Genomic DNA, 23339 nt, shown 5'->3' on the forward strand with positions numbered 1-23339 from the left:
ATATGTTGTTTAATTTCCTGCTTCTTTTTTGGCTTCTTTAACCATTTTTTCGTTTGCCAAAATCGCAAACTCTACACGTCTGTTTTTACTTCTACCTTCTGATGTTTCGTTAGAAGCAATAGGATCTTGAATACCTAAACCTTTTGTTTCGAATCTTGTGATGTCAATTCCCATTTGCGATAAATAGTTTTTTACAGAGCTAGCTCTTCTTGCTGAAAGCGCTTGGTTATATTCTGCTTTACCAGTAATATCTGTATAACCATAAATAACAATGTTTGTGTTTTTATAGTTGTTAAAAACAGGTACTAATTTATTTAGGTTCGCTTTAGCCGTTGTAGTTAAAGTAGATTGATTTGTGTTAAATCTAACCGAATTTTCACCTAAAGTTAACATAATACCCTCACCAACTCTTTCTACTTCAGCACCAGGTAATGCTTCTTCAATTTCACGTGCTTGCTTATCCATTTTGTTACCGATAACTCCACCTGCAACTCCACCAATAACACCACCTAATACGGCTCCTAATTCAGAGTTTTTTCCGTTTCCTACATTATTACCAAGAACAGCACCTAAAAGAGCACCTGCTGTTGTACCTATAGCCGCTCCTTTTTGAGTGTTGTTAGCATTTTTGATTGAATTACAAGATGTAATTGTACTACTAGTTATAACTAATGCGAATAAACTGTATATAATTGTTTTTTTCATAATATGTTTTTTAATTACTTTCTTTGAAATGAATATGTTATGTTTTTAATCTCGCTAGCGACATTAATTTTATCAACTAGATCGAAACTTGTTTCTGTTACATTATTAATACTTAACACAAAACCAGTGTTAACTTTTTTTGCCTTGTGGTCATTAATTATTTTTAAAACAAATTCATCACTTTTATTAATATACCAAGTTATTGGAGAATTAAATTCTCTACAAGAAGTAGCTGGATTATTAAGACTCATTTGACCTTTATTGTTATTAGAAACAAAGCTCCAGTTACTGCCAATAAAACATTTAGAATCTTCTATATTAAATGAATTTACTTTTAAATAGTCTGAACCAGGAAAGTTAACTGAAGTCATTATCCAATCTCCTTTAAGCATTCGCTCCGTTTTTCCATCTAACTTAGTATTTACGACTGAAGTAGATTTACAGCTAATAAATAGCACTGAAGCTACTAAAATTGTTAAAATTTTTTTCATGTTCTGTGTTTTTAAATATGATACAAATTTAAAGCTATTTTATTGTTATCAGTGATTCATCTAAAATTAACTTTAACTCATTTAAGATACTTTGATTCTTGTAAAGTCGCTAAAATTTAATAGTTTTGTTTTTTAGGGATGATTTCTTTCCCACGCTGCTTTTTCAAAGTTTATAAATATAAGGTTATACAATACTATTGAAAGAATAAAGGTAGAACAGGAATAGTTTTTTATGAATTAAAAATTATTTTAAAAATGGCTGTTTTAGACCAATTAACTTCGCAACAAGCGATTGAATTAGAGAGTAAATACGGAGCACATAACTACCACCCGTTACCAGTAGTACTTAGTAAAGGTGAAGGTGTATATGTATGGGATGTTGAAGGTAAAAAGTATTACGACTTCTTATCTGCATATTCTGCAGTAAACCAAGGACATTGTCATCCAAGAATTGTTGGAGCAATGGTAGAGCAAGCAAAAACATTAACCTTAACTTCTCGTGCATTTTATAACGACATGTTAGGTAAATATGAAAAATTTGCTACCGAACTTTTTGGTTTCGATAAATTATTGCCAATGAATACAGGTGCAGAAGCGGTAGAAACTGCTTTGAAATTATGTAGAAAGTGGGCATATGAAGTAAAAGGTATTAATGAAAATGATGCACAAATAGTAGTTTGTGAAAATAACTTTCACGGGCGTACAACAACTATCATCTCTTTTTCTAATGACCCTGTAGCGCGTAAGAACTTTGGACCTTACACAGATGGGTTTATTAAAATAGAATATGATAACTTAAAAGCTTTAGAAGAAGTTTTAGAAAGTGATAAAAATATTGCGGGTTTCTTAGTAGAGCCAATTCAAGGTGAAGCAGGTGTATATGTGCCAACCGAAGGATATTTAGCAGCGGCAAAGGAATTATGTGCTAAGCATAATGTGCTTTTTATTGCTGATGAAGTACAAACAGGAATTGCAAGAACAGGTCGTTTATTGGCTACTTGTGGTAATTGTTCATGTGCAGATAAAAATTGTTCTGGTGAACCAGAAATAAAAGCGGATATTTTAATTTTAGGAAAAGCACTTTCAGGAGGCGCTTATCCAGTTTCTGCTGTATTAGCAAATGATAACATTATGAATGTTATTAAACCAGGAAATCATGGTTCTACTTTTGGTGGTAATCCAGTTGCAGCGGCTGTTGCTATTGCTGCCTTAGAAGTTGTTCAGGAAGAAAATTTAGCAGAGAAAGCATATACTTTGGGTGAGATTTTTAGAACAGAATTGTCTGAGTTTGCAAAAGGTAATGATTTAGTAAAATCGGTAAGAGGTAAAGGGTTGTTAAATGCTATTTTAATTAACGATACTGAAGATAGCTCTACTGCTTGGGATATTTGTATGAAATTACGTGATAACGGTTTATTAGCAAAACCAACACACGGAAATATTATTCGTTTTGCGCCACCTTTAGTAATGACGGAAGCGCAATTAATGGAGTGTATCGATATTATTAAGACAACAATTTCTGATTTTAAAAAATAATTTTTTAGAATCTTAAAAATATAAAAAAGGAACGATTTTGATCGTTCCTTTTTTTGTGTTCTTGTTTTCTAAAGGATAAAATAGATCTTATAATTAAAGACAAAACTGAATAAATAGACTTAGCCCCGATTGTAGTGTTTGTTTGAGCTCCTCGCAGAGAGCGAGCACGGAAAGCGGGAAATAGCTTCCAAAAAAATATAAGAGCTTTATAGTCTGTTTAAACTTTAATTAAAGTGTTTTTTTAATATTCAAACGTCATGCTGAATTTATTTCAGCATTGCATAAAGTTAATAAATAAGCTAAGCTAAGGTAAATCAGGATGCGAAACTGAAATAAATTCAGTTAGACGGATTCGGTTTTCAGCTATAAAATGTTTTTAAATGAAATTTAAACAGGTTCTTAAATATTACTTCTCCATTTCGTACACGTTTAAATGCTTTTTTAAAATACCAGAAGGAGTGTTTTTCGTTTCATCAAAAATTTGGGTATCACCAAATAAAATAAAACTTTCTTTGGCTCTAGAAACGGCCACATTTAACATGTTTGGCTTGTTGTCTTTTTCAAAAAACATAGTGCCTTCATCTTCGTTAGAATATACAGAACTGAACAATATAATGTTTCGTTCAGCGCCTTGTAGAGCATGTACGGTACCTAGCTTAATGTTATTTACCTTAAAACCAGCTTCGGTTAAAGCTTTAGATAATTCGCCTTTCTGACTTGCAAATGGCGTGATAATACCTAAAACACTTTCGATAGTTTCAATATTATAGGCTTCTTGTATCTTTTCTTTATTTTGTTGTAACCAGGTGATAATGGCTTTTACTTCGTTTATATTGCAACGACTGTTAAATTTACGTTCACTAAAGCCTTCTACATGGTATGCCATCATTGATGGGAAAACTTGAGTGTCTTTAGCTTTTCCTTTCATAGGTTTTAAAATACCGTTGTAAGCAAGTTCGTTACAAAAACTAATAATTTCATCGTTACATCTTCGGTGTTCTAATAACACCAATCCTTGTTCTTTTTCAGTAGCTAAAGGTGTTTCGAATTCACAGGCATTTTGCGCCATTTTCATAATGCTACCACTCGATGCTAAAAAGCCCATTTTTGTTAAATAATCTTCATCATTTTCATTTTGAAGCATGTTTAAACTGGTTAAATTACCAACGTCAATTTTTTGAGGAATAGACCAAATAGGTTCAATTTGCTTTAAATCGCCTATCACAAAAGCTTTTTGAGCCAATGAAAATACAGGAATACTAACTTCGGGAGTTACCTGACCAGCTTCATCAATAATTAAAAGATCTAAAAAATTGTATAAAGGAAGATATTCGAAAATAGGTTTTCCGTTTTCATCTTCTCCTTGAAATTGACTGTATAAAAAATGACTCGGTGCCATATAAAAAGTAGCTACAAAACAAGGTGTTAACATTGCTCTGCGTTTCCATTTATTCTTAATAGCATTTTCTCCTGTTCCTTTTTCGGTATTATTTTCAAAGGCATCTTTTGTAGCTAATAACCAACGCGCTTCCCAATAATGAACTGCTAATAAAAAAGCTTTATGACGTAATTCCATATCAATCTCATCATAAAAAAAACGTTGCGAATTGTCTTTAGAGCTGATTTTTTCATATTCATTGGTCCACATTTGTTCTTCTGATACAAAAGGAAATCCTTTAATTTTATTTTCAGCTTTCCAATTTTTTAATTTTAGATTTGCTTGTAGTGCTAAATTTAAATTAGCGATGCATTCTTTAATAAAAACAATTGTTTTTTCGTTACTAGCAATGGTTTCTTCAGTGATTTTAAAAATATGTTCCTGACTGTTTTCAGCAATATCAGTTTTAAAATATTTTTTTACTTGATCAATAAAATCGGCTTGTTTTGTGGCTGATTTTAAATTGGTAAGTACAGTTCGCCATTCTTTAAGACTACCTATTTTAAAAGCGTCTTTTTGAATATAATCTGTTTCGTTTAAAAGAATGTTATTAATGTAATTGATTGAAGTTATATAATCGGCAGAAAACTGAACTCCGTCAATTAATGTATCTTCAATGGTAATGATCTCGTTTTGTAATGCATCGCAAACATCTTCTAAAGAATTTGTTTCTGCATTAAAATAATTGCAATAGTTTGTTAAAAAGTAATATTCGGCTTCGTTTAGGTATTTTTCATCTTCTAGATTGCATAAAGTGCCTTCATTACCAAACATATTTCCTTTTAAGAAATTGATATTTTTTAAGGCTTTTTCACTTTTAGAGTTAGAAGGCAAATAGGTTGCGTATCCGTTAAAATCAGGAATCCAACGCGCTGCTAATTCTTCCATCGAGCTTTCAGAATTAACAAAACTATCAATAATATTGGTAACAGCTTGGTTGTTGTTAGAACAAGCTAAAATTACAGGAGCATCTTGCCCTGCAATTGCCGCTTTTACAAATTCGGTTGCTACTAAACTTTGTAAAAGTGTTGTTTTTCCGGTTCCTGGAGGTCCGTTTACTGCAGTAACAGCATTTTCTTCGGCGGTTAAATAAGAGAGCAACGTTTTACGTTGACTTACAGATAACGGGAACTCATTAGACATTTGACCTAAATGCAAATGATTGTAATTTAAAAAACCAGTATCGGTAACAGCTTCTATTCTTTTTTTTGCAGTAGGATCTATTATTTTTGATAAAATTGGTAATTCTTCTTCGTTCTTCAGCAAGTTTTCATATAAAAACAGAATACTCTTTGCTGTTGAAATTTTAGAACTGATGGCAAAATAAGTAAGTTGATATTGTGTGTTATATCTTTCTGCTTGATAGTTATTTAAATTACTGTTGGTTATTGCCGAAAAAATATCATTTATATAATCCCAATATTCCCCCCACGAAACAACGTCTTCTTCATATTCAGTTTCTGGAGCTTCAAGTTCTTTGGCATCTAAAATAGTGTCTATTTCAGAAAAAATAAAATCATTTTTAACATCGGCAACTGGCGTTAAATAATTACGAACAATTAAAGGAAACAATTCTTTAGGAGCCGATAATTGCCCTGAGCGATTTACAACGGCAACAATCCAAAAAGGATGAATGTGACGTTGCTTAAATTTAAGATTATCCGTTTGGTATTCTAAATGAAAAGGAGAAATAAGTATTTTGGTTTCTTCAACTTTATACCACTTATTACTATCTTTTTTGGTGATTCCTTTTAAACGATTAATACGTCGTTCTTCTACATCTAGTAATTCATTTGCTTGTTTAGAGTTGATGAGCGCATTACTTAAATCTGAAGATTGTTGGTGAAATAAATTCTTGATTTTAGAAATATCAATAGCTAGGTTTTCACTATCAGATAAGCTGTTTTTGTAATATTGTAACCAGTTTTTTTCGTTTTCCATGCGCTGAATAAATCCTGAATTTGTAAATTGATAAGGAAGGCGAAAGTAGTATAATTATCAACTTGAAAATTACTAGGCTTCGTCTTTTTATCAACCAAAAAATCAACAAGTTTTTAACTGATTCGTATTTAATGAAATAACAAATTGTTTTTTAAAGCTGAAAAACATCTAAATTATTTGCTCGAGTGCAGTCGAGAAATTACAGGTTCTTAAAAAAAAATAGGTTTCGACTGCGCTCGACCTGACAGTAAATGAAGTAAAGTTGAATACTTTTATCTAATAGTAAAATTCTATTTACTGTTGCGCGTAATAATGATAATCTTTAATAACGGTATCTATAAAATCCATCGGGTTTTGATCAGTAGTAATATTCGTTAACTCCTTAACTTTTATATGTAATTTCATGATTACTTGATGGTTCCTTTTTCTTTTAGCGTTGTTGTACACTTTTTTGATGGTGTGAATATCGCTATCGGAAAGTAAAGTAACCTGTGAGTAAACAGGTGCGTAATTATCGTCAACATCATTTGCGATAGTATCTTTTAAAGTAATTCTTTTCTTTTCAGAAATAACAGTAGTTGATGCAGCTAAATCACCTAAACGTTGCCCTTTTCCGTTTAAAAGAATGGTTAAAACAGCCACAGATCCACCAGCTAAAGTAAAATCTACAATACGCAATAACCAGCGTATTAAATAGCTGCCAAATGTTGGTTTAGATCCGTCTATTTTTACAACTCTGGTGCTATTAAAATATTTACCAGGTGTTTGTCCGTTCATTAAAACTTCAAAAAGTAAACTGTAAAAAAAAGCAGGTAATCCTAATAGCATATATATGCTCATGTATTCCATACTAGGAGCCATATTTAACATTGCCATTATAAAAAACAGGATAATGTAATAACCAGCAATAAATAAAGCATCTATTAAGTAAGAACCAATTCGGGTAGTAATATGTGCTACATTTTGATTTATTGAAATATTTTGAGCAGTTTCTATTTGAAAATTATCCATGAATTAGTTTTTCAATTTTTTATTGATAGTTCTTTCAACTTTTTTTAGTTTAGCGAAGATAAAAATATTCTATGATTAGAGACGTTTCTCATAAAATTTGCTATAATTTTTTTTCTGAATGAGAGAAGCTGCCTTTGTAAAAAAAAATAAAGAGAAGTGGCAATTGTTTGAAGATGCTTTGTATAAGAAAACAAGCCTTTCTCCAGATAAACTATCTGACTTATATGTTGAGCTGACGGACGATTTAAGTTATGCCAAAACCTTTTATCCGAACGGAAATACAGTAGTGTATTTAAATTCGATAGGATCTGTAGCGCATCAAAAAATTTATAAAACTAAAAAAGAAAGTAAAAATAGGTTCATCAGTTTTTTTAAAACTGAGTTTCCGTTGTCGTTTTACAAACATCAAAAACAGTTATTCATAGCTTTTGGTGTATTCGCTTTTTTCAGTTTGGTTGGTGCTTTTTCTTCTGCTAATGATGTTGATTTCGTTCGCCTTATTTTAGGAGACAGTTATGTAAATATGACGTTAGAGAATATTGAAAAAGGAGACCCGATGGCAGTGTATAAAAAAGCCAACGAAGTAGATATGTTTATTGGCATAACCATAAATAATATAAAAGTAGCCATGTTTGCTTTTGTTTTAGGAATGCTGTTTTCTGTAGGAACTTTATATATAATGATGCAAAACGGCATTATGTTAGGTTCGTTTTTGTATTTCTTTTATGAAAAAGGATTGCTATGGGAATCGTCTCGTACAATTTGGATTCACGGTACCATAGAAATATCAGTAATTGTAATTGCTGGTTGTGCAGGCTTGGTGCTAGGAAACGGATTGTTATTTCCAGAAACCTATTCTCGATTAGAATCTTTTAAAAGAAGTATGAAAGACGGATTAAAAATTATGGTAAGCACGATTCCGTTTTTTATTATCGCCGGATTTTTAGAAGGTTTTGTAACGCGCCATACCGAAATGCCAGATTGGCTAGCAATCACTATTATTTTAGCATCCTTAGCAAGTATTATATTTTACTACGTAATATACCCAATTCAACTACATAAAAAATCAATTATCAATCAACCAACTTATGAATAAAGAATACATACAATTTAAAAAAGAAAGAGATTTAGGCGCTATTATTACCGATGCTTTTAAGTTTATACGATTAGAAGGAAAACAATTCTTTTTAACAATCTTAAAAACAGCAGCAATTCCTATTTTAATAGCAGTAGCAGCAATGATATATTATATGATGTCTATGTCGTCATTAATGTCTGAAGATGCAAGTGGAGCTATAGGAATGTTTGCTGCTATTTTAATAATGATGGTTGCATATTTAGTAGCATTTGTATTTATCAATTTAGCAGGTATGCACTATATAAAATCATATATTGATAATAACGGAGCTGTAGATCAAGAAGAAATTTCACGCAATACCAAAGAACGTTTTTGGTCTTTTATGGGGTTTGGTTTCTTATCTGGAATTATACTTTTTATTAGTGTAATGTTATGTGTTTTTCCGATGTTTTATACTTGGACGGTCTTATCTTTAGGAGCGTCGATTTTAGTTTTTCAAAATGAATCAGCAACTGGTACAATCGGTAAATGTTTTAGTTTTGTAAGCGGACATTTTTGGGAAACTTTCGGAGTTGTTTTTGTGGTAGCACTTTTAGTAGGAGTTTTAGGTTATATTTTTCAAATACCGGCAGCTATATATCAAATTATACAAATGGGAATAGGAATGAGCAATGAAGATCCAACTGCTATATTTGGCTTATTTAGTGATCCTATTTACTTGTTACTAAATTTAATTTCTATCGTAGGGCAATTAATGTTTTATGCTATCACTTTAGTAACTAACGTGTTTTTATATTTTGATATTAACGAACAGAAAAATTTAACAGGAACCATTGAAACAATTGATAGTTTAGGTCAATAATATTTTGAAACAACTCCTCTTTAACATACTATTCTTACTATTTTCTCTTCAGATGTTTGCACAAACACCTGAAGAGAAAACAGTTCAATTCGACACTGAATTTATCGAACAGAAAAAATTCGATAACAAAAAAATTGAATCTTATAAAAAGCAAGATGCTTTTATATATGTTGTAGAAAAACGCGAACCTACTATTTTAGAAAAAGCGTGGAATTGGTTTAAACGAACAATCAAAAAAGTATTGTCTTATCTTTTTGATGATATTTCGCCAGCCGTGGGTTTTTTAAAATGGATTTTAAACGTTTTGCCCTATGTAATTGCAGGTTTAGTATTGTTTTTAATCATTAAATTTTTCTTAAAGGTAAATGCACGTAATATTATTGATGGTAAAAAAGCACAATCTATTGTAAACTTATCTGATGAAGAATCGTTAATTAAAGAAAAGGATTTACCTACGTTAATTAAAACAGCAATAACCAATGGTAATTTTAAATTAGCAACGCGTTACTACTATTTATTGTTACTGAAAAAATTATCAGAAAAAGAGCATATTTCTTGGCAGCAAGAAAAAACAAATGAAGATTATATAAAAGAATTAGCCACAAATAAAAGTTTGTATAAAGAGTTTGAAACACTAACCCATTTATACGATTATGTTTGGTATGGCGAGTTTTTAATTGATAAAGAAAAGTTTTTAAAAGCAGAAACGAACTTTAAAAAAGTGATTGCTAAAATTTAATAAGTTGGATAAAAAACTAAAAGTATATATTGGTTTGTTGGTATTTATACTGCTTGGTATTGTATATATCGAGTCGATAAAACCAAAAGAAATTAATTGGTTTCCGAGTTATGATGCGAAGCATAAAATTCCGTATGGAACCTATGTGTTGCATAAACAAATGCCAGCATTATTTGCTGATAAAAAAATACGAGATGTATATCAATCTCCCTATTTATTTTTAAAAGACTCCACCAATAAAGGGACTTATTTTTTTGTTGATGGAAATCTGAATTTTGGTAAAGAGGAGTTTAACGAATTACTAAAGTTTGTAGAAAAAGGGAATACTATTTTTATAGCGACCAATGGTATACATATTGATACTTTACAGGTTAAAACAAAACAATTAAGTACTACAGCTTTTGAAGAAAAAGCATATCAAAAACTCGTAAATAAAAATTTAGATACCAACGAATATCATTTCGATAGAGATTTCTCGAAAGCGTATTTTTCGAAAATAGACACATTAAAAACAACTGTTTTAGGCGAGTTATTAATCAGAAATGAAAAAGATTCCGTTGTAAGTCGTAAACCTAACTTTATAAAAACCGAATTCGGAAAAGGTACTTTTTACTTGCATACATTTCCGCAGGCATTTACCAACTACAACATGCTTTTAGAGACTAATTACACCTATGTAGCAAGTGTATTATCTTATTTGAATGTTAATAACAATAATATTTCAGGTGGACAAAATGCTAGTTCTAGTAATAGCGCTACAATTCTTTGGGATGCTTATTACAAAACAGGAAAAAGCGGGATTTCTTCACCAATGCACTACATTTTAAGCTCGAAGCATCTTAAATGGGCCTACTATATAGCGTTAATAGGCGTATTGTTTTTTGTTATTTTTAAAGGAAAGAGAAATCAGCGATTTATTCCTGTAATTACGCCCTTAAAAAATCAGACTTTAGCATTTACACGCACAATTGCGAATATGTATTATGAAAAATCAGATCATAAAAATATAGCTGCACATAAAATAAATTACTTTTTAGAATATATAAGAATTACACACCGATTATCAACCTTAAAAATTGATGCTATTTTTTATAATAAACTAGCAAGTAGAAGTGGTAATTCATTAGAAAAAGTTGAGGAATTATTTAAAAATATTGATAGTATAAAAGCTAAAAATAAGATTTCTCAAGAAGAGTTGATTGCTTTAAATAAAGCAATTGAAGAGTTTAAAGCATAAAAAATAAAAACATGAATACAGAAAATACTCCAGCAGAAGAAAACGAACTATTTTCAAGTAGAATAGATTTATCTAAATTAAAAGAAGCTGTTGGTAAAATAAAAGAGCAACTAGCGAAAGTAATCGTTGGTCAAGAAGATTTTATAGAATTGTTATTGGTTTCGTTGTTGGCAGACGGACATGTATTGATTGAAGGTGTACCAGGAGTAGCAAAAACGGTAACCGCAAAATTATTAGCAAAAACAATAGCAACCGATTTTAGTAGAATTCAGTTTACACCAGATTTAATGCCTTCGGATGTTTTAGGAACGTCTATTTTAAATATGAAAACATCTAATTTCGAATTTAAAAAAGGGCCAATTTTTTCTAATATTGTATTGATTGATGAAATAAACAGAGCGCCTGCAAAAACGCAAGCAGCATTGTTTGAGGTGATGGAGGAAAAGCAAATCACGATGGATGGTGAACGTTATATTATGAATCCGCCATTTATGGTTTTAGCAACTCAAAATCCGATAGAGCAGGAGGGAACATATGCGTTGCCAGAAGCACAGTTAGATCGTTTTTTATTCAAAATTAACGTTGGGTATCCAAATTTAGAAGAAGAAATTAAAATTATTACAGCTCATAATGACAGAAAAGGAGCATTACCACAATCTAAAATTGAACCTGTTTTAACAGAAACGGATTTATTAGAATACAGAAGCAAGATTTTTGAGGTATTGGTAGAAGAAAAAATTATAAAATACATTGCGCAACTAATTTCAAATACACGTAACAATGCACACTTGTATTTAGGAGGTTCACCAAGAGCAAGTATTGCTGTTTTAATGGCTTCGAAAGCTTTTGCAGCCATAAACGGACGTGATTTTGTGATTCCTGAAGATGTGAAAAAGAGTATTTATCCGGTATTGCGTCATCGAATTATGTTAACTCCCGAACGAGAAATGGAAGGGATGACAACAGACAAGGTTATTGAGATGATTGTTCAATCTGTAGAAGTTCCGAGATAGTGATTAAATTCTTTAAATCCATATACATTCACAGTCGCTTTTTTAGTTATATAAGCGTGCTTTCGGCATTATTTTTACTGTCGTTTTGGTTTCCTGTTATTTACAAGGTAACATGGGTATTGGTATGGTTGTTTTTAATAACAATGTGTATCGATTTAGTTATTTTATATCGATTTAAAAACGGATTTTCATCAAAGCGCGTAGTTTCAGATAAGTTATCAAATTCTGATGAAAATGAAATTGCAATTACTTTAGAAAATAACTATCCGTTTCAGGTTTTTATTGCTGTGATTGATGAATTGCCAACGCAGTTTCAAAAGAGAGATTTCGATTACAAAACAACACTTCAATCCGCAGAGAAATCAACTTTTACGTATAGTGTTCGCCCAGTAGAAAGAGGCGCTTATAAATTCGGAAATGTACATGTTTTTGTTGCATCAACTTTGCAATTATTTTCTAGAAGATATACTTTTTCAGACGATAAAGAAGTAAAAGTGTATCCGTCTTATATTCAGATGAAGAAATACGAGTTTTTGGCGATGCACAATAACTTAACGGAATTCGGAATGAAAAAAATCCGACGTATCGGACAAACAATGGAATTTGAGCAAATTAAAAATTACATTCCGGGAGATGATGTGCGAAATGTAAATTGGAAAGCAACTGCTAAAAGAGGCGCCTTGATGGTAAATCAATATCAAGATGAAAAATCGCAACCTATTTATTCTATAATCGATTTAGGGCGTGTTATGAAAATGCCTTTTGAAGGATTGAGTTTATTAGATTATGCAATAAATTCGGCGTTGGCTTTTTCTAATATAGCCTTGTTAAAAAACGACAAAGCAGGAATGCTTACGTTTTCTAAAAATGTAGAAAAAATTATAGCAGCGAGTAATAAAAAAACAAATTTATCGGTAATTAACGAGGAGTTGTATAATATTACAACCGACTTTACTGATGCTAATTTTGCTTTATTATATGCAACGATTAAAAGAAAAATTAACCAACGAAGTTTATTGATTTTATATACAAATTTCGAACATATATCAGCCTTAAAAAGACAGCTTCCGTATTTAAAAGCAATCGCTAAAAAACACTTATTAGTAACTGTTTTCTTTGAAAATACAGAGCTAGATAGTTTGGTAAAAGGAAACTCAGAAGATTTACAAAGTATTTATCATAAAACAATAGCCGAGAAATATACGTACGAAAAAAGGCTAATCGTAAAAGAGCTAGAACGGAATAGTATTCACGCTATTTTAACAAAGCCACAGCAATTATCTGTAAACGTAATTAACAAGTATTTAGAGTTTAAGGCAAAAGGAATGATATAAAAAAAGCGACCAATTTGGTCGCTTTTTTATGTTTATCTATTTTGTAATTCATTCATTCGTTCTTGCATTAATTCTGGGTTACTTATAGCATCCCATCCGACTAAATACAATGCATAAATAATTACAGCTATTACAAATAAGTTAAAAACGATACCAATAATACCTAATATTTTACCAATATTAGCATTACTAACCCCTTCGTATTCTCCAGAATTTTGATTGTTTAATTTTATAGCTTTTTGTCCTGTAATAAAAGCACCTATTCCTAGAGGTAATCCGATGATTCCATAACAACAACAAGTTATTATCGAACATATTCCGAGAACTAATGAAGTTGTAGCATTGGGTAATTTTTGTTTTTCCATAGTTTTTTTGATAAAATTTAAATTAGTTGATTTATTTTTATAGAGTAGCTTATCACAATAATAAGTACATTAATAACAGCCAAAGTAAATATAATTTTTTGCCCGTTTTTAACCTTATAAAAGAAATTTATTACAATAAAAAAAGCTAAGATTAATAAAGTATATATAGCAGGATACATTTTAAAAGCGGCAATAAATTCGCCATGAATTAATAAACTTAAAGCACGTTGTATACCACAACCTAAACAATCAACCCCAAAGAGTTTTTTGTTTAAACAAGGCAACATATATTCTTCTAACTGTAAATACATACTATTTATTTAAACATATCCATTCCAGGAATATTGGGCATTCCATCTTTGGCAGCAATGGCTAGTTCGTGTTCGTTAATATCACGCGCTCTTTTTAAAGCCTTGTTTAATGTTAAAATTAAATAATCTTCTAACTCTTCTTTATCTTCTAATAGAGATTGGTCAATCGAAATAGATTTTATTTCGCTATTAGCAGTTACCGTAATTTTTAAGCTTTCGTTGGCAGCAGCTTCATCAATTAAAATTGTGTTTAACCGTTTTTTAGTTTCTTCTACTTTTTTTTGAGCATCTTTTAATTTACCCATCATTCCCGAAATGTCTCCAAACATCTATTCTTTATTTTTTAATTTATTAATAGCAAAAATAGTATTTTCACAAAGAAATTAACCAAACTAAATAAAAATGAAAAAATTAATGCTACCTGCTATAGCTTTTAGTCTTATTTTTGCTTCTTGCAAAAAACAAGAAATGAAGAAAGATATTATAGCTCCAGTTGCTGAAAAGAAAGCAACAACTTTAGAAAAACATGGAGACATACGTACTGATGATTACTTTTGGATGCGTTTAACAGATGCGCAAAAAAACGCGGATGTTAAAGATGAACAAACTCAAAAAGTATACGATTACTTAAATGCTGAGAACGCTTATTACGAAGAGCGTACCAAAGAAACAAAAGAGTTTCAGGAGCAGTTATTTGAAGAAATGAAAGGGCGTATAAAAGAAGATGACGAATCGGTACCTTATAAAAGCAACGGATATTTTTATATAACACGTTATGAAAAAGGACAGCAATATCCTATTTATAGCCGTAAGAAGGATAACCTAGAGGCAGCAGAAGAAATTATGTTTAACGTAAATACCGAAGCTAAAGGTTTCGATTATTTTCAGTTAGGTGGATTAAGTGTATCGCCAGATAATACATTGGCAGCTTTTGCTACAGATACGGTAAGTCGTCGTCAGTATTTTATCAGAATAAAAAATTTAGAAACAGGTAAACTGTATAAAGATATTATAGAAAATACTACAGGAGGAAGTGTTTGGGCAAACGATAATAAAACATTGTTTTATGCTAAAAAAGATCCTGTAACTTTAAGATCATCAAAAATATACAAGCATGTTTTAGGATCAGATTCTGCATTAGATGAATTAGTTTTTGAAGAAAAGGATGAAACTTTTGGTGCTTTTGTAACCAAAACTAAATCTAAAAAATATATTGTAGTAGGTTCTTATAGTACTGTTTCTACAGAATATCAAGTTTTAAATGCTGATAATCCGAAGGAAGAATTAAGAATGATTCAGCCTCGTGAGCGCGATTTAGAATATGACATTGCCCATTACGAAGATCATTTTTATATTAAAACCAATAAAGACGGAGCAACTAACTTTAAGTTGATGAAAACTCCAGAAAATAAAACAGAAAAAGAAAATTGGGTAGATGTAATTCCGCATAGAGAAGATACATTATTCGAAGATTTTTCAATTTTTAAAGACTATATCGTTTTAGAAGAAAGAAATAACGGATTAAATAAAATACGTATTAAACGTTGGGACGATACAGCAGATTATTATTTACCTTTTGATGAGGAAACATATTCAGCAGGAGTTTATGGAAATCCTGAATTTGATACCGATATTATTCGTTATTCATATAATTCGATGACAACTCCTAGCTCGGTCGTTGATTTTAATATGAAAGATAAATCAAAAGAAATTAAAAAAGAGCAAGAGGTTTTAGGAGGTAAGTTTGATAAAGATAATTATGTAAGTAAACGAATTTGGGTTGCTGCTCGTGATGGTAAAAAAGTAGCATTATCAATCGTACATCATAAAGATACCAAGTTAACAAAAGATACTCCGATTTTACAATATGCTTATGGATCTTACGGATATACTATTTCAGACGGATTCTCTACAACGCGTTTAAGTTTGTTAGATAGAGGTTTTGTATATGCTTTGGCACATATTAGAGGAAGCGAATATTTAGGTCGTGAATGGTATGAAGATGGTAAAATGTTGAATAAGAAAAATACATTTAACGATTTTGTTGATTGCTCTAAATATTTAATAGATCAAGGATATACTTCATCAGAACATTTATACGCCATGGGCGGATCTGCAGGTGGATTGTTAATGGGAGCTATTGTGAATATGAATCCAGAATTGTACAACGGTATTATAGCAGCTGTGCCTTTTGTAGATGTAATTTCTACGATGATAGATGATACGATTCCGTTAACAACAGGTGAGTACGACGAATGGGGAAATCCGAATGATAAAGAATATTACGATTATATAAAATCATATTCTCCTTACGATCAGGTTAAGGCTCAAAAATATCCAAATATGTTAATCACAACAGGATTACACGATAGTCAAGTACAGTATTGGGAGCCTGCAAAATGGATAGCAAAATTAAGAGATGTAAAAACAGATGATAATATGTTGTTTATGCATACGAATATGGAAGCTGGTCATGGAGGTGCTTCTGGTAGATTTGATGCTTTAAAAGAAACAGCAGAAGAATATAGCTTCTTTTTAATGTTAGAAGGTAAGTTAGAAAAATAATTATATTTTTGCGCTCAATTGAGTGTAAGCGTCATTACAAGAGTAAAGAAGCAATCTCATAACTTAAGATTACTTTGTCATTTATTCTTGTAATGACGTTTTTTTATTAGACAAAAATGGATAGAAATCAACATATTGCCAATAACATATTAGAATTGGTTGGGCAAACACCTCTAATTAAGTTAAATAGAATAACAAAAGATTTACCTGGTAGTTTTTACGCAAAAGTAGAAGCTTTTAATCCTGGGCAGTCTGCAAAAGATAGAATTGCATTGCATATTGTTGAAAATGCAGAAAAAAAAGGAATTCTTAAATCAGGCGACACTATTGTAGAAACCACTTCAGGTAATACAGGGTTTAGTTTAGCAATGATCGCTTTGGTAAAAGGATACAAGTGCATTTTGGCAGTAAGTGATAAATCATCTCAAAATAAAATAGATGTATTAAAAACAATGGGTGCTGAGGTGCATGTTTGCCCGGCAAACGTTGCTGCGGACGATGCTCGTTCTTATTATGAAGTAGCCAAAAAATTACATAAAGAAAATCCAGGTTCTATTTACATCAATCAATATTTTAATGAATTAAATATAGAAGCGCATTATAAAACTACAGGACCAGAAATTTGGAAGCAAACGGAAGGTAAAGTCACTCATATAGTTGTGGCTAGTGGTACTGGAGGAACCATCTCTGGTACAGGACGTTTTTTAAAAGAAAAGAATAAAAAAATTCAGGTTTTAGGAGTTGATGCCATTGGGTCTGTAATAAAAAAATACCATGAAACAGGAACGTTTGATGAGAATGAAATTGCACCATATAAAATTGAAGGACTAGGTAAAAATTTAGTACCAGGAGCTACCGATTTTGACGTGGTTGATGTGTATGAAAAAGTATCAGATAAAAATGCAGCCTTAAAATCACGCGAATTAGTAAAAGCAGAAGGTTTATTTTGTGGTTATACTTCTGGTGCAGTAATACAGGCAACAGCGCAATACGCTACCAAAGGTTTATTTGATAAAGATAGTTTTGTAGTCGTTGTTTTACCAGATCACGGAATACGTTATATGGATAAAATTTATTCAGATAGTTGGATGATGGAGCAAGGTTTTTTAGGATAGAATTTTCAATAACCAATTAACAATAAAATTAGTTTAGCTTTGTTGTATATACTAATACACTAAAAATTAAAAAATATGAATATTACATTAGAACAAGCAGAAAAAATTATAGCAGCAGCAAAATCTAAATCAGTAGCAATTGATACTAAAATGAACATTGCAGTGGTAGATGCAGGTGCAAATTTAGTAGCATTTGCACGTATGGATGGCGCTTGGTTAGGATCTTTAGATATTTCTATTAAAAAAGCAAAAACAGCTCGTTTCTTTGATATGAATACAGGAATTATTGGTGAACTATCTCAACCAGGAGCTCCTTTATATAATATTGAGCACTCTAATAACGGATTAATTACATTTCCTGGAGGTGTACCTGTTAAAGATGCTGATGGTACTATTATCGGAGCAGTAGGAGTTAGCGGAAGTTCAGTAGAAAATGATCATACAGTTGCAGACGCAGGAGCAAACGCTATTTAAAAAATAAATTACAGGATAGAAAAGGATAGCCATGGCTATCCTTTTTTTTGTAAAAAAATAGCATCTAAAAAAAGCATTTTTATGATAACGGCAGAAAATCTAAAATGAAAATAATAGGTCTTCTTTTTAAAGAAGTACATTTGTATAATTGTGTACCTATTTTATGAATAATAAAGAAAAATCATTAAAAAAGAATAAAACCCCTTGGCCAACTAAAAAGGCGATGGACCAGGTTTATGAAATGAAACTTTGGGGGACTAATAATGCCGAGTTTTACTCTGGAGATGGTTCTCATCAATCTGATATTGTTATTCCTTATATAGATGCTGTAACCTCATTTTTAAGTTCTTTTAAAAAGCCTATTACCGTATGTGATTTGGGTTGTGGTGATTTTAATATAGGCAAACAATTAATACAATATGCTAAAAAATACATTGCTGTAGATATTGTATCAGATCTTATTACTTACAATAAAGAAAGGTTTAAGGAAACTAATTTAGAATTTCAGTGTTTAGATATTGCGGTAGATAATTTACCATCTGCAGACTGTGTTATTGTAAGACAAGTATTGCAGCATTTATCAAATAATGAAGTGAAAAATGTTGTTAGAAAGCTGAGTAACTTTAAATATATTATTTTAACAGAGCATTTACCAGAAGGAGATTTTATTCCGAATAAAGATATTATTTCAGGGCAAGGTATACGACTTAAAAAACAAAGCGGATTGAATCTATTAGAACCACCATTTAACTTTAAAGTAAAAGCAGAAAAGGAGTTAGTAACTGTTGTTTTAGATAATAAAAAAGGTATTATTAAAACAAAACTCTTTAGAGTTTTTTAATGCATATTATTAGTTGTCATCCTTTAATTTTTCTAATTCGTTTGCAAAAATTTTCACCAATGATTTTGATGTTTTTTTAGATAAAGCGTCAAACTGATTCTTTGTAGTTAATTCAAAATAACCGTTTGTTTCAAATTCATGAAAACAAAGCACAGAGAAAATCATAATTATATTAAAAAATATTTTCTATAGAATTAATCTATTCCGAAGCAATATATTTTTAAAAGTGTAATTATAAGTCATAGCAACTTGACCATTGTTTAAGGCAGGAATTATTCCATATTCACCTTTCTCTAGTTTTTCTTCAAGAATTATTTCATATATGTTATTTTCAAGTTTTTTAAGTTTAAATAGGATTTCATTTTCAGAAGTATCTCTTACGTTTCCACCTAATGCAACACTATTTTGAAGAAACTGTCTTTTCTTTCTTTTTTCTTTAGCTTTGGTAATAGTAAATAAATTTTGAGGCTTGAGCATACCTTCGTGTTTAAATAATATTCTAGGTACAGATTGATTGTTAAACCGAACATTAGATTTTCCTTTAAAAGCAATTAGTTGTGTTACAACTCCACCATAACCTAAGCCTTTAACTTAGGCTTCAAACTTAGCTTTAACAACTTCAAAATTAATTAAACTGTCTCTTAAATAGTATGGAGCATTAGCGTTCTTAAATTTATAACGTTTCTTATTTGTCTGTTTTTTTGACCAAGTTCCATCTGTATGTAAAATAAAAGTTTCACCATTTAGAGTACTCGCTTCTTTTGTTTGACTTAATGATGGTAGAACTGTAATTAATAAAAAAAGTAGAATGTTTTTCATATTATTTATAAATTAAATATTTCGCTCTAATAATTTTAAAATTTTCAATATCATCAGTCCAAGTGGCTTTAATTTCTTCTTGAGTTAAACCTTGTTCAATTTGTTGCTGTAATTTTTCTGTACCTGCAAGATTGGTGAAAAAAGTATTAAAAAAAGATTCTTTATAAGGATAGCCTTGAGCATTTTTAAAACTACTATAATCTTTATAAAAAGTAAGCAGCCATTTTAAATCAAGTGTATTTAAACGTTTGTTTTCTGTTAAACTATAACCATAACAAACATTGTTTTGATGCTTCGGATATTTGCTTCCAAAATTTGGTTTTGGAGTAAAATAAAAATCATTTTTTAAAGAGAATAATGGCGAACCAACAATTTGAAACTGCATTTCAGTTCCGCGACCAGCAGAAACGTTTGTTCCCTCAAAAAAGCACAAACTAGGGTATAGGTTTATACTTTTATCATTCGGTAAATTTGGCGATGGTTTTATGGGTAAACTATATTCAGTGTTATGCGTGTAGTTGTTTAAAGGAACAACGGTTAAATCACATTGAATTCCGTCTTTCAGCCATTTTTCACCATTAATCATTTGTCCGTATTCACCAATAGTCATTCCGTACACAACAGGTACAGGATGCATGCCAACAAAACTTTTATGTTTCGCTTCTAATATAGGTCCGTCAATATAATGCCCGTTAGGATTTGGTCTGTCGAGTAAAATAACTTCAATGCCTTGTTCAGCACAAGCTTCCATAACGTAATGTAGCGAAGATATATACGTGTAAAAACGCGCACCAACATCTTGAATATCAAAAACCACCACATCAATACCTTTTAATTGCTCTGGTGATGGTTTTTTGTTTTTTCCATATAAAGAGATAATAGGTAATTGCGTTTTTGTGTCAATACCATCCACTACAGTTTCACCAGCGTCTGCTTTACCACGAAAACCATGTTCGGGAGCAAAAACTTTTTTTACGTTGATGTTATTATACGAATGTAAATAATCTACTAAATGATGTTGTACTAATTTACTTCCCATTACATTTGGCGCTACTTCAGCTCTTTGTGATACCGTTAATACAGATGTTTGATTGGCTACAATAGCAACATTTTTACCTTTTAATTTATTTAGATACAAAGCTGTTCTGTCGGCAGCAATTTTTAAAGGAGCCTCTATTTTAGTGATTTCTTCAGTTTTTGTACTCGCTGATTTTTGCTGCTTAGCACATGCTATAAATAGAAAATTAACAGCGAATAAAAATAAAATAAGGTAACTAAAATTGTTTTTCATCTAAAAAGAATATTAAAATATAAAATTACCATTAAAAATCTTATTATAAGAAAAAGAGGAGATAATTTAAAATCAGGTGTTTCGTAATATCAGTTAAGTTATAATTAATTACTTTTGATACCGTTAAAAAAGAGAACTTTTGAATTTCGAATTATTTATAGCCAAACGAATCATTGCAGGTAAGGAGTATAAAAGTAGTATTTCATCGCCAATAATTAAAATTGCTACGATTGCTATTACTTTAGGTATTGCTATTATGTTAATAGCAGTATCAATAGCGGCTGGTTTTCAAAATAAAATAAGTGATAAAATGACCGGTTTTAAAGGTCACATTCAAATTGTAAATTACGATACTAATAATTCTGATATATCTACAGTTCCTATCAGTATAAATCAAGATTTTTATCCTGAGTTTAAAAATATAGAAGGTATTAAAAACGTTCAGGTTTTTGGTAATGTTGGTGGTATTATTAGAACGCCTACCGATTTTGAAGCGATTGTTTTTAAAGGTGTTTCTTCTGATTACGATTTTACGTTTTTTAAAGAATATTTAACCCAAGGACGATTACCAAACTTTAATCAAAATAGAAATAAAGAAATATTAATTTCAGAATCTATTGCGAACCGATTACATTTTAAATTAAACGACACCATACAAACCTTATTTAGCGCCGAAAAAAGTAGGTTAAAATACAAAATGCGTAAGCCAATTATAGTTGGAATTTACAACACAGGTTTTGGGCAATTTGATAAAACAATGTTAATTGGTGATATTAGAGAAGTACGTCAAATTAATAGATGGAGCGATGATCAAATAGGTGGATTTGAAGTGTTAATTGATGACTTTAATCAACTAACAGCAAAAGGTAATGAAATTTATAGTACAATAGGATCAACGCTAAACAGCACGACTATTGTAGAAAATTATCCTTTAATTTTCGAATGGATTAAACTTTTTGATAATAATGTGTGGTTTATTATCGGTATTATGATTTTAATAGCGGGTATTAACATGATAACAGCGCTGTTAGTTTTAATATTAGAGAGAGTACAAATGGTTGGTGTTTTAAAAGCCTTAGGAAGCGCTAGTTTTAGTATTCAGAAAATATTTTTATACAATGCCTCTTATTTAATTTTAAAAGGATTGTTTTGGGGAAATTTAATAGGGATTTCAATTTTATTAATTCAAAAATACTTTAAAGTTATCAGCCTAGATCCCGAAACATATTCAGTAGCAACAATACCAGTTAGTATTAGTTTCTGGGCAATAATTTTATTAAGCCTAGGAACCCTTTTACTGTGTTTCTTAATGCTTATTATTCCGTCTTATATCATCACAAAAATACAGCCCTCAAAATCCATTAAGTTTGCTTAAAAACGATTTTTAATAGACGCATTTATTTTTAAATATTTTTTTAGAAGCTGTTTCCCGCTTTTCGCACTCGCTCTCTGCGAGGAGCTCAAACAAATGCTACAATCGGGGCTAAGTATATTTATTAAGTTATAGATAATTACTTCTCGATACAATTTTTCTTGCATCGAAATTACTCGAAGTAAAAATAGGTAGAAAAACAAAGAGTAAAAATTTAAGATTCTTATCAAAATATTTTTTACTTACAAATACTGATTTTTTAACGCATCATGTCAGTTCGAGTGTTTTTATGAAGTAAAGCGGAATAGAAAACATATAAAGAACCATTTTAACAAGATTTACTTCTCGATATAATTTCTCTTGCATCGAAATCACTCGAAGTGACAATAGATAGAATAACAAAGAGTAAAAACATAATGTCTTTACAAAAAGATGGTCTTCAATCTTGTATTGCGAATAAATAATGGTGTTTTAAGGATTGATGTCAGTTCGAGTGTTTTTATGAAGCAAAGCGGAATAAAAAAGTATCGAGAACTATTTCAATAACAATTATTTCTCGATACAATTTCTCTTGCATCGAAATCACTCGAAGTGACAATAGGAAGTAAAACAAAGAGTATAAATTTAAGGTTCTTATCAAAATATTTTTTACTTACAAATACTAATTTTTTAACGCATGATGTCAGTTCGAGTGTTTTCATGAAGCAAAGCGGAATAAAAAAGTATCGAGAACTATTTCAATAACCATTATTTCTCGATACAATTTCTCTTGCATCGAAATCACTCGAAGTGACAATAGGA

At 30.7% G+C, this 23339-nt stretch carries 23 protein-coding genes; 12 read left to right on the forward strand and 11 right to left on the reverse strand.

The features are described 5' to 3' along the window. Nucleotides 1-9: 9 nt before the first annotated feature. Together P2G10_RS11065 and P2G10_RS11070 are read right to left on the reverse strand one after the other, a co-directional pair. Complete coding sequence (locus P2G10_RS11065; protein ID WP_275316614.1) at nt 10-705, reverse strand: YiaD family glycine zipper/OmpA-like lipoprotein; 696 nt, start codon at nt 703-705, stop codon at nt 10-12. A 14-nt stretch (nt 706-719) separates the two neighbouring features. Then, on the reverse strand, nt 720-1196 hold the full coding sequence (locus tag P2G10_RS11070; RefSeq protein ID WP_275316615.1) for a lipocalin family protein: 477 nt from the start codon (nt 1194-1196) through the stop codon (nt 720-722). 255 nt (nt 1197-1451) lie between these two features. On the opposite strand from P2G10_RS11070, the gene rocD reads away from it, so the two are divergent. Then, the gene (rocD, locus tag P2G10_RS11075; RefSeq protein ID WP_275316617.1) at nt 1452-2732 is read left to right on the forward strand and encodes an ornithine--oxo-acid transaminase; all 1281 of its coding nucleotides are present in this window, start codon (nt 1452-1454) and stop codon (nt 2730-2732) included. 406 nt (nt 2733-3138) lie between these two features. On the opposite strand, the gene P2G10_RS11080 is transcribed toward rocD, so the two are convergent. Together P2G10_RS11080 and P2G10_RS11085 are read right to left on the reverse strand one after the other, a co-directional pair. Next, nucleotides 3139-6111, reverse strand: coding sequence for a DEAD/DEAH box helicase (locus tag P2G10_RS11080; RefSeq protein WP_275316618.1), 2973 nt, complete (start codon nt 6109-6111; stop codon nt 3139-3141). A gap of 294 nt (nt 6112-6405) precedes the next feature. Beyond that, on the reverse strand, nt 6406-7122 hold the full coding sequence (locus tag P2G10_RS11085) for an RDD family protein (protein WP_275316620.1): 717 nt from the start codon (nt 7120-7122) through the stop codon (nt 6406-6408). A 118-nt stretch (nt 7123-7240) separates the two neighbouring features. Between P2G10_RS11085 and P2G10_RS11090 the strand changes: the two genes are divergently transcribed. From P2G10_RS11090 to P2G10_RS11115, 6 genes are read left to right on the forward strand one after another with little or no spacing between them, the layout of a single operon-like run. Then, nucleotides 7241-8218, forward strand: a complete 978-nt coding sequence (locus tag P2G10_RS11090) for a stage II sporulation protein M (RefSeq protein WP_218772695.1) — start codon at nt 7241-7243, stop codon at nt 8216-8218. Then, the gene (locus P2G10_RS11095) at nt 8211-9062 is read left to right on the forward strand and encodes a hypothetical protein (protein ID WP_218772694.1); all 852 of its coding nucleotides are present in this window, start codon (nt 8211-8213) and stop codon (nt 9060-9062) included. The genes P2G10_RS11090 and P2G10_RS11095 overlap by 8 nt, the downstream gene beginning before the upstream one ends. A 52-nt stretch (nt 9063-9114) precedes the next feature. Then, a complete protein-coding gene (locus P2G10_RS11100; protein ID WP_275316621.1) occupies nt 9115-9801 on the forward strand; it encodes a DUF4129 domain-containing protein in 687 nt (228 codons plus the stop codon). A gap of 4 nt (nt 9802-9805) precedes the next feature. Continuing rightward, entirely contained in the window at nt 9806-11038 is a 1233-nt protein-coding gene (locus P2G10_RS11105) for a DUF4350 domain-containing protein (protein ID WP_275316623.1), read from the forward strand. A gap of 11 nt (nt 11039-11049) precedes the next feature. Next, the gene (locus P2G10_RS11110) at nt 11050-12051 is read left to right on the forward strand and encodes an AAA family ATPase (RefSeq protein WP_275316624.1); all 1002 of its coding nucleotides are present in this window, start codon (nt 11050-11052) and stop codon (nt 12049-12051) included. A 2-nt stretch (nt 12052-12053) separates the two neighbouring features. Then, nucleotides 12054-13385, forward strand: coding sequence for a DUF58 domain-containing protein (locus tag P2G10_RS11115; RefSeq protein WP_275316639.1), 1332 nt, complete (start codon nt 12054-12056; stop codon nt 13383-13385). 32 nt (nt 13386-13417) lie between these two features. Here P2G10_RS11115 and P2G10_RS11120 read toward each other — a convergent pair whose 3' ends face one another. Genes P2G10_RS11120 through P2G10_RS11130 form a run of 3 tightly spaced genes read right to left on the reverse strand, consistent with a single transcriptional unit; the run spans nt 13418 to nt 14390 of the window. Further along, entirely contained in the window at nt 13418-13750 is a 333-nt protein-coding gene (locus tag P2G10_RS11120; RefSeq protein WP_275316625.1) for a CCC motif membrane protein, read from the reverse strand. A gap of 17 nt (nt 13751-13767) precedes the next feature. Beyond that, nucleotides 13768-14061 carry a DUF2752 domain-containing protein gene (locus tag P2G10_RS11125; protein WP_275316626.1) on the reverse strand — a complete coding sequence of 98 codons (294 nt, stop codon included), beginning with the start codon at nt 14059-14061 and terminating at the stop codon, nt 13768-13770. Between the two features lie 5 nt (nt 14062-14066). Continuing rightward, nucleotides 14067-14390, reverse strand: coding sequence for a YbaB/EbfC family nucleoid-associated protein (locus tag P2G10_RS11130; protein ID WP_275316627.1), 324 nt, complete (start codon nt 14388-14390; stop codon nt 14067-14069). A 73-nt stretch (nt 14391-14463) separates the two neighbouring features. Between P2G10_RS11130 and P2G10_RS11135 the strand changes: the two genes are divergently transcribed. The 4 genes from P2G10_RS11135 to P2G10_RS11150 all read left to right on the forward strand — a co-directional run bounded on the left by P2G10_RS11135 (nt 14464) and on the right by P2G10_RS11150 (nt 19056). Next, nucleotides 14464-16626, forward strand: a complete 2163-nt coding sequence (locus P2G10_RS11135) for a S9 family peptidase (RefSeq protein ID WP_420833288.1) — start codon at nt 14464-14466, stop codon at nt 16624-16626. Nucleotides 16627-16742: 116 nt separating this feature from the next. Further along, entirely contained in the window at nt 16743-17741 is a 999-nt protein-coding gene (gene capA / locus P2G10_RS11140) for a cysteate synthase (RefSeq protein WP_275316628.1), read from the forward strand. Nucleotides 17742-17816: 75 nt separating this feature from the next. Continuing rightward, nucleotides 17817-18215 carry a GlcG/HbpS family heme-binding protein gene (locus P2G10_RS11145; protein WP_275316629.1) on the forward strand — a complete coding sequence of 133 codons (399 nt, stop codon included), beginning with the start codon at nt 17817-17819 and terminating at the stop codon, nt 18213-18215. 163 nt (nt 18216-18378) lie between these two features. Next, complete coding sequence (locus P2G10_RS11150; protein ID WP_275316631.1) at nt 18379-19056, forward strand: class I SAM-dependent methyltransferase; 678 nt, start codon at nt 18379-18381, stop codon at nt 19054-19056. A 9-nt stretch (nt 19057-19065) separates the two neighbouring features. Here the strand turns inward: P2G10_RS11150 and P2G10_RS11155 are convergent, their stop codons facing one another. The 4 genes from P2G10_RS11155 to P2G10_RS11170 form a co-directional block, all read right to left on the reverse strand. Next, on the reverse strand, nt 19066-19221 hold the full coding sequence (locus P2G10_RS11155) for a hypothetical protein (RefSeq protein ID WP_275316632.1): 156 nt from the start codon (nt 19219-19221) through the stop codon (nt 19066-19068). 21 nt (nt 19222-19242) lie between these two features. Beyond that, a complete protein-coding gene (locus tag P2G10_RS11160) occupies nt 19243-19533 on the reverse strand; it encodes a hypothetical protein (protein ID WP_275316633.1) in 291 nt (96 codons plus the stop codon). A 114-nt stretch (nt 19534-19647) separates the two neighbouring features. Beyond that, nucleotides 19648-19875 carry a hypothetical protein gene (locus P2G10_RS11165; RefSeq protein WP_275316634.1) on the reverse strand — a complete coding sequence of 76 codons (228 nt, stop codon included), beginning with the start codon at nt 19873-19875 and terminating at the stop codon, nt 19648-19650. 1 nt (nt 19876) lies between these two features. Then, a complete protein-coding gene (locus P2G10_RS11170) occupies nt 19877-21166 on the reverse strand; it encodes an exo-beta-N-acetylmuramidase NamZ family protein (protein WP_275316635.1) in 1290 nt (429 codons plus the stop codon). 139 nt (nt 21167-21305) lie between these two features. Between P2G10_RS11170 and P2G10_RS11175 the strand changes: the two genes are divergently transcribed. After that, nucleotides 21306-22541: an ABC transporter permease gene (locus P2G10_RS11175; RefSeq protein ID WP_275316636.1), complete on the forward strand. Its 1236-nt coding sequence runs from the start codon at nt 21306-21308 to the stop codon at nt 22539-22541. Nucleotides 22542-23339: the final 798 nt, after the last annotated feature.

The sequence above is a fragment of the Tenacibaculum bernardetii genome, from assembly GCF_029125915.1.
GTDB lineage: Bacteria > Bacteroidota > Bacteroidia > Flavobacteriales > Flavobacteriaceae > Polaribacter > Polaribacter bernardetii.